Origin of the sequence: Rhodoferax aquaticus (genome assembly GCF_006974105.1) — a bacterium.
GTDB classification, from domain to species: Bacteria; Pseudomonadota; Gammaproteobacteria; order Burkholderiales; family Burkholderiaceae_C; genus Allorhodoferax; species Allorhodoferax aquaticus_A.
The window spans coordinates 4,166,832-4,178,904 of the sequence record NZ_CP036282.1; the positions used below are offsets into that span (position 1 = coordinate 4,166,832).

General features: G+C 58.1%; 8 protein-coding genes. 6 read left to right on the top strand and 2 right to left on the bottom strand.

Translation table 11 applies throughout. The features are described 5' to 3' along the window. Positions 1 to 5: 5 nt before the first annotated feature. From EXZ61_RS19230 to EXZ61_RS19240, 3 genes are read left to right on the top strand one after another with little or no spacing between them, the layout of a single operon-like run. The gene (locus tag EXZ61_RS19230; protein ID WP_201799091.1) at positions 6 to 4,553 is read left to right on the top strand and encodes an EAL domain-containing protein; all 4,548 of its coding nucleotides are present in this window, start codon (positions 6 to 8) and stop codon (positions 4,551 to 4,553) included. A 15-nt stretch (positions 4,554 to 4,568) separates the two neighbouring features. Next, complete coding sequence (locus tag EXZ61_RS19235) at positions 4,569 to 6,062, top strand: GAF domain-containing protein (RefSeq protein WP_142813454.1); 1,494 nt, start codon at positions 4,569 to 4,571, stop codon at positions 6,060 to 6,062. Then, positions 6,062 to 6,634, top strand: coding sequence for a biliverdin-producing heme oxygenase (locus EXZ61_RS19240; protein WP_142813456.1), 573 nt, complete (start codon positions 6,062 to 6,064; stop codon positions 6,632 to 6,634). Before EXZ61_RS19235 ends, EXZ61_RS19240 begins: the two co-directional genes overlap by 1 nt. A 175-nt stretch (positions 6,635 to 6,809) precedes the next feature. On the opposite strand, the gene EXZ61_RS19245 is transcribed toward EXZ61_RS19240, so the two are convergent. Together EXZ61_RS19245 and EXZ61_RS19250 are read right to left on the bottom strand one after the other, a co-directional pair. Then, a complete protein-coding gene (locus EXZ61_RS19245) occupies positions 6,810 to 7,484 on the bottom strand; it encodes a dihydrodipicolinate reductase C-terminal domain-containing protein (protein ID WP_142813458.1) in 675 nt (224 codons plus the stop codon). Positions 7,485 to 7,591: 107 nt separating this feature from the next. Then, positions 7,592 to 9,040, bottom strand: coding sequence for an aminotransferase-like domain-containing protein (locus EXZ61_RS19250; RefSeq protein ID WP_142813460.1), 1,449 nt, complete (start codon positions 9,038 to 9,040; stop codon positions 7,592 to 7,594). A 186-nt stretch (positions 9,041 to 9,226) separates the two neighbouring features. Between EXZ61_RS19250 and EXZ61_RS19255 the strand changes: the two genes are divergently transcribed. The 3 genes from EXZ61_RS19255 to EXZ61_RS19265 are packed head-to-tail and all read left to right on the top strand — an operon-like array spanning position 9,227 to position 12,048. Then, positions 9,227 to 10,450 carry an aminotransferase-like domain-containing protein gene (locus EXZ61_RS19255; protein ID WP_142813462.1) on the top strand — a complete coding sequence of 408 codons (1,224 nt, stop codon included), beginning with the start codon at positions 9,227 to 9,229 and terminating at the stop codon, positions 10,448 to 10,450. Between the two features lie 26 nt (positions 10,451 to 10,476). Next, positions 10,477 to 11,097, top strand: coding sequence for a glutathione S-transferase family protein (locus EXZ61_RS19260; protein WP_142813464.1), 621 nt, complete (start codon positions 10,477 to 10,479; stop codon positions 11,095 to 11,097). 18 nt (positions 11,098 to 11,115) lie between these two features. Then, on the top strand, positions 11,116 to 12,048 hold the full coding sequence (locus EXZ61_RS19265; protein WP_142813466.1) for a PhzF family phenazine biosynthesis protein: 933 nt from the start codon (positions 11,116 to 11,118) through the stop codon (positions 12,046 to 12,048). Positions 12,049 to 12,073: the final 25 nt, after the last annotated feature.

The following is a 12,073-nucleotide window of genomic DNA, read 5'->3' on the forward strand; positions in this document are numbered from 1 at the left end:
CTTAAATGATGATCTTGCAAACAAGCATTATTGATAAACCTAGCGCCAGCTCTAATGCGCTGGTCGTCGCCATCGGTTCCTCGGCGGGCGGACTTGAAGCCTTGAGTCAATTGGTGGCCGGCTTGCCACAGAAATTGGGATGTGTGTACGTCATTGCGCAGCACATGTCACCGACGCACCGCAGCATGATGGCCGAAATTCTCGCAAGAGAAACCACGTTGCCTGTCCGGGAAATTGTGGAAGAAGAAACTCCTGTGCCTGATGTGATTTACATCATTCCGCCCGGCAGAAATATGGTGTTTGCACAGGGGCAATTTCTCCTATCCACGCCATCACCTGAAGTTGCCCCCAAGCCATCTGTGAATTTGCTGTTTCAGTCCATGGCGGAAGAATTTGAGGAACGAGCGGTAGGGATCATCCTTTCGGGCACGGGTTCAGATGGCACTAAAGGCTTGCGGGCCATAAAGTCTGCAGGCGGCGTTACCTTTGTACAAATGCCGGAAACTGCGAAGTACGAGGGCATGCCGCGTTCGGCAATTGATGCCCGTGTCGCAGACCACATACTTTCTCCGGAGCAGATGGGGCGCGAGCTGGAGCGGCTGGTGCAATTCCCCAGCAACCCATCGGAATTCGAAAACACAGAGCAACGCCCCGCAGAGTTTTCAGACTTGTTTGAGCGGGTGCGTCAGCGCACCAAAATTGATTTCTCCCGCTACAAGCTTGCCACCGTGCAGCGGCGTCTGCAACGTCGAATGGCTAGCACTGGGCGTGAAACACTGGCTGACTACCTGGCCTACACCGATGAGCACCCAGAGGAACTCGACGCTCTAGCCAAGGAAGCCCTGATTTCTGTCACCGAGTTTTACCGCGATAAAGAGGCATTTGATGCGCTGGAGCACTCCGCGCGGGAGATCATTGACAAAAAGCAAGCGGGTGAAAGGCTGCGGATCTGGGTGGTTGCCTGCGCCACCGGCGAAGAAGCGTACTCGTTGGGTGTCATGTTCCTGGAACTACTGTCCAAGAGCGACAAGCAGCTTAGCCTGCAGGTCTACGCCACAGATATTGATAACGACGCACTGGCCATCGCCCGACGCGGCATATACAACCGAAACTCGATGGAGGAAATGCCTGCGGACTTGGTAGATCGCTATTTCACACGCAGCGGCAATGGCTTTGAACCCGTCAAAGCCTTGCGGGACTGCGTGACCTTCGCCAGACAGGACATCACCAGTGACCCGCCTTTTTTGCGGATGGATTTGGTCACCTGCCGCAACGTGATGATCTATTTCAAGCCCGAACTACAAGCCAAGGTGTTGTCGATCATCCGCTACGCATTGCGTGACGACGGTTTGCTATTCCTCGGCCGGTCAGAAACGGTCAGACAGCAGGAAGGCTTGTTTTCGGTGGTCGACCGCAGAGCCCGCATATTCAGATCACGGGGTGAAAGTCACCCGGTGTCTATGGGTAAGACGCTGCGCGGAAGCCTGCGCAACTCACCCACGCCAGCGATGGCTGCGGGGACCCCCTACGAGCGCATGTTCTTGCGTACGCTGGCAGAACAGTTCGGGCCAGCCGTATTGATTGACACCAGTTGCCGTATCCTTCACAGCCATGGCAATGTGGGGCAATTGATTCATTTCCCTACGGGTGCACCGGATTTGAATCTGGCCGCGCTGATTGCACCTGAGTTGGCGTCTGAGGTGTTGATTACCCTGCACCGCGCACAACGCAAGCATTCACCCGCCTATAGCCGCAATCGGCGCATCGCTTCGCTCAACGGGGCCATGTGGCGCCTGGCGATCGTCCCTGCTGCCGACGAAGTGAATAAGGACTTGTTTTTGGTTCACTTTCAGCCCGCGACTTTGGATTCAAAAGACAAACCAACGCACAACGGCACGAGCGATAGGCTAACGCAAAGTCGTGAGAATGAGGATGCCCTCGAATTGGCATCCACGCGAGAGCATCTGCAGGCTCTGATGGAGGAAATTGCCGCCTCCAATGAAGAAATGCAGGCTTTGAATGAAGAAGTACAAGCGTCCAACGAAGAGCTTCAGGCAAGCAACGAGGAACTAGAGGCATCCAATGAAGAGTTGCAGGCAACTAACGAAGAGCTCGTAAGCGTCAACGACGAGAGCCAGGCAAAAACCACCGAACTTGCCGCTGTTAACGTCGAGTTCGAGGGTGTGTACAACACCATTGATTTTCCGATCGTTGTGTTCGACACAAACCTCTGTTTACGCCGACTGAACGGTTCGGCCGTCCGCAGTTACGACTTGGCTTTCACCGCGGTAGGTCAGCCATTTGGAAGACTCAAATTTCCTAACTACCTTGACGGCATCGACAAGCGCTTGTCCGAGGCCCTAAGGACTGGAAAAAAGGAAGCTTTCCCGACGGCACATGAAGACCGGCGGTACCAGGTGTTCGTTACGCCTGTTTTGAGTCCCGTTGGAATGTCACAAGGGGTCGTTCTGGTCGTCGTGGACAACACAGAATTGATCGATGCGCAGCAGCAAATATCAGAAAGTCAGGAACGTTTGCTGGCGATCATGAATCACTCCGTATCGGTGGTGACGCTCAAGGATACGTCCGGTCGCTATGAATTTGTGAACCAGCGTTTTGAAGAAATTTTCAACTTGGGTGCCGACGCGGTCATTGGAAAAACCGACCATCAGGTATTCGGAAAGGATATCGCCGACGCATTGCGTGACCACGATTTTGATGCGATGCGACAACTTGATGCGGTCGAATCGGTCGACAAAGTGCCCTTGGCCAATGGGGCGGTGTGGCTGGAAAGTGTGCGTTTCCCCGTGTTTGACCGCAGTGGTGCGGTACGTTCTGTGTGTTTGCAGGCCAACGACATCAGTCGCAAACACCACGCCGACGAGCAATTGCGACTGGCTGCCAAAGTGTTTGATCGCGCTGGAGAAGCCATTGTGATTACCGACGCATCGGCGACCATCATCACTGTCAACGACGCCTTCACACATATCACCGGCTATGCCTTGGCGGACGTCATAGGGAAGAAGCCCAGTATTTTGAAGTCTGGCCAGCACTCCCCGGATTTTTATGCGGAGATGTGGCGCAGCTTGAACGAGCGGGGATCTTGGCAAGGTGAAATATTCAATTGCCGCAAAAACGGTGAAGTTGCCGCTGAGTGGTTGACCATCAATTCCGTGCGCGATGAAAACCATGGCATTGTGAATTACGTCTCGATCTTCAGCGACATCAAAGCCATCCAAAGTTCTCAGAGGCGCATCGAATTTTTAGCAACCCACGATGAATTGACGGGGCTCCCCAATCGCAGTTTGTTGGTGGACCGGCTCAAGCACGCGATTTCCAATGCGAAGCGACAAAGGAAGAAGTTAGCCGTGCTTTTCGTGGACCTGGATAACTTTAAGAACATCAACGACACGTTGGGCCATGACGTCGGCGATCTACTGTTAGTGCAAGCGACCGAGCGACTCCACCACTGTGTCAGAGACTCGGACACCCTGGCGCGTTTGGGTGGCGATGAATTCGTGGCGGTTCTTGGCGACATCACACTTCCTGAAGTCAACGCCATTGCCCAACGCATTGTCAGCTTGCTTGCGGCACCATTCCGCGCGAATGAGCAAAGCTTGTTTGTTACTGCCAGCATCGGCATCAGCATGTATCCGGACGACGGGGTGGATAGCGTTAATCTTCTCAAGAGCGCCGATACTGCCATGTACCGTGCGAAGGAAAGAGGGCGCAATCAGTTTCAGTTCTTTGAGGAAGAAATGAAGGTTCTTGCCTTGCAACGCTTGACCTTGGAGACCGGCCTGCGCATGGCCAGTGACGCCAAGCGCTTTCGCATGGTGTACCAGCCCAAGGTGGACATGAACACCGGCGAACTGGTCGGCGCGGAGGCGCTTTTGCGCTGGAGCGACCCCACATTGGGCGATATCTCGCCCGGACAGTTCATTCCCATTGCGGAAGCCAGCGGTCTTATGGTGGCTATTGGCGACCAAGTATTTGCAATGGTGTTGGCACAGATAGCCTCCTGGCGGGCGGCAGGGCTGGCAGTGCCTAAAGTAGCCATCAACGTTTCGACCCACCAACTGCGTGAACCGAAGTTTGTTGAAAACGTGGCGACATGGCTTTCACAGTCCGGCTTGCCTGCCGAGAGCATTGGCATTGAACTGACTGAGAGTTCGTTGATGGAACGCCCCGAGGTCATGCGCGCCATGCTTCTAGCGCTCAAGAAATTGGGTCTTACGCTGAGTGTGGACGACTTTGGCACGGGGTATTCGTCCTTGGCCTATCTGCGGAAATTCCCAGTAGATGAGCTCAAAATTGACCGCAGCTTTGTGGATGGCATTGCCACAGAGCAAGATGACCGGGCCGTGGCACGTACAGTGATCACTATGGCGCATTCGTTGGGGTTGCGTGTAGTCGCTGAAGGCGTGGAGACCGTTGAACAGTCTCAGGTACTGCGTGAGGAACGCTGTGTAGTTGCACAGGGCTATCTGTACCACCGCCCCTTGCAAGTCGATGCTTTTTCCATGCTCCTGAAAACGACAGCGATAAAGTAGTGGAAAGACTTCTACATGCTCAATGACAACGTCGAATACGCCCGATTGATTCAAGGCTGCGAGTCTGAAGAATTGCATCTGTCCGGTGCGATACAAGCTTTTGGTGCGCTGCTGCGCCTAGACACCGCAACAATGACGGTAAGCCATGCCAGTGCAAACTTGGCGCGTTTCATGCATGTCGCTCCAGCAGATGTCCTGGGCCGATCGGTGGATTCCCTCGAATGGCTACCTGCTGGCACCTTGGACAAACTGGCAAGCGCGCAAGGCAGCATGTTGGCATTGATCAATGTGGTGCACGACGGCACCACCCGTATAGACGCCAAGCTCATTCGTACTGCCGCAGGGGTGGTGGTCGAATTTGAAACAGGACTTACCGCAAAGGATGCCCTGTCGTTTCATGCACACCAACGCCCCTTGATGGGCGTGCCCTCCACACCGCAGCAAATGGAGGAGTACCACGCCCAGTTGTTGGCGGGCATTCGTGCCATCAGCGGGTTCAGACGCTGCATGATCTATCGGTTTCAGGAGGACTGGGTAGGCGAGGTGATTGCCGAAGCGGCAGAGCCAGGGGATGGCGCTTACCTGGGACTGCGCTTTCCTGCAAGCGACATTCCGGCCATTGCGCGCAACCTGTATTTGAACAATGCGTCACGCATGATTCCCGATGTGCATGCCGAGTCCGTCCCCATCTTGGGCCTACAGGACGCGCCACCGGATCTGTCCTTGTCGGACCTGCGTAGCGTCTCGCCCGTTCACCTTGAGTATCTGCGCAACATGGGGGTTGCAGCCTCGTTTTCAGTGCCTATCAAAGTCGGGGGGCAATTGTGGGGGTTGGTGGCCTGCCACCATGGAACACCTACAACGCTCACTCCCGATCAGCGTGCGGCATGCGTAGCGCTCACGTCCACCTATGCCATGGGAATCAGCTCGTATACCTCCACACGCCGCTTGCAATTGCTCGACAGCCTCGACCACAAAACCGATGAGATCTTGCAATTGGTTTCGGAGTCTGAGGACCCGCTGGATGGTATTGAAATGCACTCGGAGCGCCTGATGCACGTGCTCGACGCCAGTGGTTTTGCGTTCGCCGTGGGTAGCCATGTTGCGATCACCGGCGACGCGCCTAGTCTGGAAACCATGGGACTACTGGATGACTGGTTCTCAAACCAGTGCAAGGAACCTTTGTTTTCAACCCACCATATCACTGACATTTTTCCCGACAGTCACTTGATTTTTGCAGATGCGGCAGGATTCATGGCAATCAAAGCGCGATCGCCCCGCTCCGGTTGGCTGCGCTTTTACTGGTTTCGTCCAGCGGAGGTCCAAGAGATTGCATGGGCTGGTAACCCCAGCAAGCCTGTCAGCGAGAAGGCAGGTGCCGTGGCACTGTCGCCCAGACGTTCGTTTGAGCGTTGGGTGGAAGTCAAGCATGGGTTTTGCCGAAACTGGAACCACGAAAATAGATTGGTAGCCAGCAAGTTTCGCAACGGCCTTCTGCGTTGGTTGTAATGGGTTCGCTGCACGCACGTTTGCGCGAAGCAACCCGCGCACCACACCATGCGCTCGATCACCATCCTTTGCTCATGCCGCTGGTCAGAGGGGGATTGACACCTAAAGCGTATGGAAACGCCTTGCATGCCTTGCACGGCATCTACGTTCCGCTGGAAAACGCCGTCTGCGCGGCCGCTGTCGAGGCGGGTTTTGATTACCGCGAGCGATTGAAACGTACTGCGCTGGAATCAGACTTGAAGGACCTTGGACTCATGCCGAGCACTTCATTTGCCTCTTTGCCACCTCCAAAAAACGCAGGCGCCTTGATTGGCATGCTGTACCCCCTGGAGGGCTCCACTCTGGGCGGCCAGGCCATCCAGCGGATAGTGTCCACAGGACCCTACAACAGCTTGCCGATGCGCTTTTTTTCAGGGTATGGCGAACACACTTTTACCCGTTGGCAGGCATTTTTGAAGTTTGCAGACATGGCGTGCCCCGAGGATCAAATTGAAGACGCCTGTAGTGCGGCTGTCACCGTGTTTCAACGCATCGAAAAACGGTGCGATGAATGTTTGGCAATGAATGGCTGATCGACAAGCGTTTTCAATGGTCAACCGTCAGCGTGACGATCACCTCGTACAACCCTGCTCACATTCAAGGCCTGCGTTTCCCTTGTCGACTTCCGCAAGGCCCGCGCTGCAAGTTCAAACACGAGATAGCTGACCCGTGTGAATCGCGGCACACCAGAAGTCTGACTTGCCTGCATCACAGCCAGCCGTTTTCGATGAATTCGTTGATGGAGTACCTTCGCGCCTGCAACACCCTTTGCCCAATGGCCGTGATGATTTGTTGCACTCCGTTGGCATACGGCGATTCGCCGTAGACGCGCGTTTCCATGGCGATGGTGCATGGCCCGTCTTGAATCTCAATGCGGTGGAAGGCATGGCGTGCAAGGTGTTCTTGCGGAATGCCACACTCTGCCGCTTGCTGTGATGCACTCCTTATGGAAGTGATCTCGGCTGCGCTGACGCCCAGTGAGTCGGCCATAGAAACCGCTGTGCCGGGCACCGATGTTTTGGACGACTGATGGGACTCGATGATGCGGATGTCACTGCCTTCGAACAGCGAACCTGAACGCTCCAACATGCACATGAACTTCAGCATGAGGATGTTGGTGTTCGGGCACATGACGACCGGAAAGTGGGGCGTGGAATCTTCCAACGCAGAGCCCGTGGCAAGCTCAACCAGCACGGATGCCGTGCGTTCGCAGAAGTTAGCAATGCGGTCGATTTCTCGCCCAGACCCAGCGTGAATCACGATGGCGCGGCCCTGGGCTGCCATATCGGTGCGCCATGGAGCAATGCGGCATTCGCGCGTGGATTGCAACTGTTGGAGTAACTCGGTGGCGAGCTTTCCCGTGCCCGCAATCAAAACCTGCATGTGGTGTTCTTTCGCGTGAATGTGAGGACCTGATGAACGGCGCATGGGTCTGTGCGCCAATGGTAACTTGCGAGACGACGCGTCTGCATGGTGACAGCCATAGGCCATTACCGCTGCTCATCCCGCAGCTTGGCAAAGCTGGCCCAGAACTGGGCTTCTTGGGTGGTGGCGAAGTTGATGCGCATGAGGCTGCTGGCTTGTCGGGTGGCGTGGAACAGGGCACCGGGGGCAAGCAGGTAGCCCATGTCCAACATGCGCTGGGCCAGCACATCTGTGTCTACGCCCGTGTCAACCCAGCCAAACATGCCGGCAGGTTCTGCCGCTAGGGTGCAACCGTGCGCCACCGCGAGCTTGACGCTGCGCGCGCGTGCGGCATCCATGCGGGTGCGCACGCGCTCCGCATGGCGGCGCAGTTGGCCTTGGTCTATGCACCACGCCACGGCTTTCTCCAGCAAAGCGGGGGTGGTAAGCGTGGTGAGCAGCTTGGTGTCTAGCAGTGCCTCGGCCAGCGCCTTGGGTGCAGCCATATAGCCCACACGCCAATTGGGCGCCAGTATTTTGGAAAAGCCACTCACGTAGATGGTGCGCTGCAGGCCGTCTAAGGCACACAGGCGAGTGGCATGCTCGGGTGCAAAGTGGGAGTAGGTGTCGTCCTCCAGCACATGAAAGTTATGCTGATTGGCCAGCTGCAACACGCGGTAGGCGCTGCCGGGGCTCAGGCTAAAGCCGGTGGGGTTGTGCAGCACGCTCACGCTCACGAACAGCTTGGGCGCATACGCCGCGCAGTAGCGCGCCATCACCTCCAGGTCAGGCCCATCCGCGCGCCGGGGCACGGGCAAGATGCGCATGCCCAAGGCGTTAAGCCGCGCAAACTCCACAGCCCAGCCCGGCTCTTCCACCATCACGTAGTCGCCGGTGCGCAGCAAGGTACGGCTCACCAAGTCCAGCGCGTGGGTAGCGCCCAAGGTGGTGATGATGTGCTCAGGCGCGACATGCAGCGCGATGTGGGCAAGGCGGTTCGACAAAGCCCGGCGCAGGCCCAGGTCACCCGCTGGCTCGCCGTACTGCAGCGACATGCTGTTGATGGCCTGCACGCTGCAGTGCTGGCGCAGCGCGCTGGCCAAGAAGGTGTTTTGCAGCCACTCGGTCGGCAGCACGCCTGCGCCGGGCTGGGGCTTGTCGCTCACGCCGTGGAACATGCTGCGAATCAAGGCCGTGGCATTCACTGGTGCCACGGGCGGGGGCAGCTCTGCCATGCCGCCTTTGGCGTTTGCTGCACTTTTGATAGCTGCTTGCGCAGTATCCATGGGCGTCAGAGCACTATTTTGCCCTTCTCGCACATAGAAACCTCGGTTCTTGCGTGCCTCCACTAAGCCTTGCGCCAGCAGCATGTCATACGCCCCCACCACGGTGGACGGGCTCACCTTTTGCTGCTGGGCGCACAGGCGCACCGAGGGTAGGCGCGCGCCGGGAGCCAACAAACGGTCACGGATGCGCTGGCCAAACCGGGCGGCCAGTTGGGTGGTCAGGGTTTGGGCGCTGTTTTTCAAAAGCATGGGGGTGGGCTGGGTAGAAAGGGCTTGTACTGTTACACACAGCGATACAGTTCATGCCATGTTGCCAAAGACTGTACTGCTAGTGTGCTGTTATTCACTATAAAGTGAAAGCCATGCCCACACAAGCGTTGCCCAAGTTGCCAGCCCCGCGCAGTATCCTATGCGTACTTATTTGAGAGGACTCCCATGACCCAATGGACGCTGGCCGCACGTGCCGCCAAGATGAACCCATCCGTAATTCGCGAAATCCTGAAGGTGACCGAGCGGCCCGGCATCATCAGCTTTGCGGGGGGACTGCCCTCGCCCAAGACTTTTCCGGTGGCGGAGTTTGAGGCAGCATGCGCAGCCGTTTTGAAAGACGACCCCGCAGGTGCCCTGCAATATGCGGCCAGCGAAGGCTATGGCCCCTTGCGCGAGATGGTGGCCCATGACCTGGGCCGCCAAGCCGCTGCAGCCGGTACGCCTTGGAAGGTAGACCCCGCCCAAGTGATGATCACCACCGGATCCCAGCAAGGCTTGGACTTGGTTGCCAAAATTTTGATCGACGCGGGCAGCCGCGTGCTGGTGGAGTCGCCCACCTACCTGGGCGCTGTGATGGCTTTTATGCCCATGGAACCCGAGGTGGTGAGCGTAGAGAACGATGCCAACGGCGTGGACATTGCCGACCTGAAAGCCAAGGCAGCCGGAGCCCGCTTTTTGTACTGCTTGCCCAACTTCCAAAACCCCACAGGCCGCACCATGAGCGAAGCCGGGCGCAGCGCACTGAGCGCCGCGGCCCAAGCAACAGGCCTGCCCATCATGGAAGACAACCCCTATGGCGACCTGTGGTTTGACACCCCGCCCCCCGCCCCGCTGACTGCGCGCAACCCGGATGGCGGCATCTACCTGGGCTCGTTCTCCAAGGTGCTGGCGCCGGGCCTGCGCATGGGCTTTATCGTGGCGCCCAAGGCAGTGTTCCCCAAGCTGCTGCAGGCCAAGCAGGCGGCTGATTTGCACAGCCCGGGCTTTAACCAGCGGCTGATCACCCAGGTCATGCAAGGCGGCTTTTTGGACCGCCATGTGCCCACCATCCGCGCGCTCTACAAAGCCCAGCGCGACGCCATGTTGCAGGCGCTCAGCCACAACTTCCCGCAAGGCGAGGCCGACGACAGCCTCACCTGGAACACCCCCGCCGGTGGCATGTTTTTGTGGGCACGCCTGCCCAAAGGCATGAACGCGGTAGACCTGCTGCCGCTGGCCGTAGACCAAGGCGTGGCCTTTGTGCCAGGCGCGCCGTTTTACGCAGCGCATGGCGACCCGCGCACCCTGCGCTTGTCGTTTGTGACACCCAGCGTGGACGAAATCCACCGGGGCGTTGCAGCGCTGGCCAAAGCGCTGGATGTGTACCGCCACAGCTTGGCCAAGGCCTAAGCACCCACCCCTCAAGGAACTGCACCATGGTCAAAATTTGGGGGCGACTGAGCTCGCTCAATGTACGCAAAGCGGTCTGGGCCATGCAAGAAACCGGCGCGCCCTTTGAGCGCACCGACGCGGGCCGTGCCTTTGGCATTGTCAACACAGCGGCCTACCGCAGCCTCAACCCCAATGCCTTGGTTCCCACCTTGGAAGACGGCGAGCTGGTGCTGTGGGAGTCCAACGTCATCGTGCGCTACCTGTGTGCCAAGTACGGGAGCGCAGCCCTGTACCCCACCGACCTGGCGCAGCGCTTTGATGCTGAGCGCTGGATGGACTGGCAGCAAACCACCTTCAACCGCGCCGGCGGCGGCGCTTTTGTGCAATGGATACGCACGCCCGAAGACCAGCGCGACCACGCCGTCATTGCGCAATCTGTGGCGGCCACAGAACCACTCTTGGCCCTATTGGATGCGCACTTGGCCCAGCAGACCTACATGGCGGGCGAGCACTTCACCATGGCCGACATTCCGCTGGGCTGCGAGATCCACCGCTGGTTCAACTTGCCACAAGCACGCCCCACACTTCCTAACGTAGAGCGTTGGTACGCCAGCCTGTTGGCGCGCCCCGCCACGCGCGGCGTGCTAGATCTCCCCTTGTCTTAATTCCAAAGGCCCTCGTCCATGACTTCCCCCCGCCAACGCCCTTTCACCCAAGTGGATGTGTTCACCCACCAGGCCTACATGGGCAACCCGCTGGCCGTGGTGCTGGACGGCACGGGCTTGAGTGACGCACAGATGCAAAGCTTTGCGCGCTGGACAAACGTGTCGGAGACGGCGTTTTTGTTGCCCCCAACCCAGCCTGAGGCGCACTACCGGGTGCGCATCTTCACACCTGCCAACGAGTTGCCCTTTGCTGGCCACCCCACTTTGGGCAGCTGCCACGCGTGGTTGCAAAACGCGGGTGCCCAGCACGTGGGAGACGACATCGTGCAAGAGTGCGCGGTGGGCTTGGTGCGCCTGCGGCGCACAGGCAAGCGCCTTGCGTTTGCTGCACCGCCACTCAAACGCAGCACGCCAGAGCCGACGATATTGCGCAAAGTATGCGAGGCCTTGGGCGTGCGCCAAGAGCAGCTGTTGGGCGCGCAACTGCTCAACAACGGCCCCACCTGGCTAGGCCTCTTGTTAGACAGTCGCGAGACGGTGCTGGACCTGGAGCCCAATCTCAACTTGCTAGCAGAAGTCGTGTCTGGCGTAGGTGTAGCCGCCGTAGAACCTGCGCAGACAGCTACACCTTTGATAGCGCGCAAGAACCGCGAGGCGCGCGCCTTTGGCACAAGCGCACAAGCGGCAGTGCCCGCCGAACCAGAGCCAACCGTTGAAGTGCGGTTCTTTGCACCCGGCATTGGTGTGGGCGAAGACCCGATTACTGGCAGCTTTAACGCCAGCTTGGCCCAGTGGCTGATTGCCGATGGCTTGGCCCCCAGCAGCTATGTCGCAGCCCAAGGGCGCTGCATTGGCCGCGATGGTCAGGTGTTTATCGACCAAGACCGCGAAGGCCAGGTGTGGGTGGGCGGTGAGACCGTCAGCTGCATCCAAGGCCAGGTGCTGATCTAAACCTCCATCGGGCTTGGCGCTAAGG

What these genes read in the sequence shown, in the direction of transcription:
- EXZ61_RS19230 (WP_201799091.1), top strand. Translation starts at nt 6, where the DNA reads ATGATGATCTTGCAAACAAGCATTATTGATAAACCTAGCGCCAGCTCT.
- EXZ61_RS19235 (WP_142813454.1), top strand. Translation starts at nt 4,569, where the DNA reads ATGCTCAATGACAACGTCGAATACGCCCGATTGATTCAAGGCTGCGAG.
- EXZ61_RS19240 (WP_142813456.1), top strand. Translation starts at nt 6,062, where the DNA reads ATGGGTTCGCTGCACGCACGTTTGCGCGAAGCAACCCGCGCACCACAC.
- EXZ61_RS19245 (WP_142813458.1), bottom strand. Translation starts at nt 7,484, where the DNA reads ATGCAGGTTTTGATTGCGGGCACGGGAAAGCTCGCCACCGAGTTACTC.
- EXZ61_RS19250 (WP_142813460.1), bottom strand. Translation starts at nt 9,040, where the DNA reads ATGCTTTTGAAAAACAGCGCCCAAACCCTGACCACCCAACTGGCCGCC.
- EXZ61_RS19255 (WP_142813462.1), top strand. Translation starts at nt 9,227, where the DNA reads ATGACCCAATGGACGCTGGCCGCACGTGCCGCCAAGATGAACCCATCC.
- EXZ61_RS19260 (WP_142813464.1), top strand. Translation starts at nt 10,477, where the DNA reads ATGGTCAAAATTTGGGGGCGACTGAGCTCGCTCAATGTACGCAAAGCG.
- EXZ61_RS19265 (WP_142813466.1), top strand. Translation starts at nt 11,116, where the DNA reads ATGACTTCCCCCCGCCAACGCCCTTTCACCCAAGTGGATGTGTTCACC.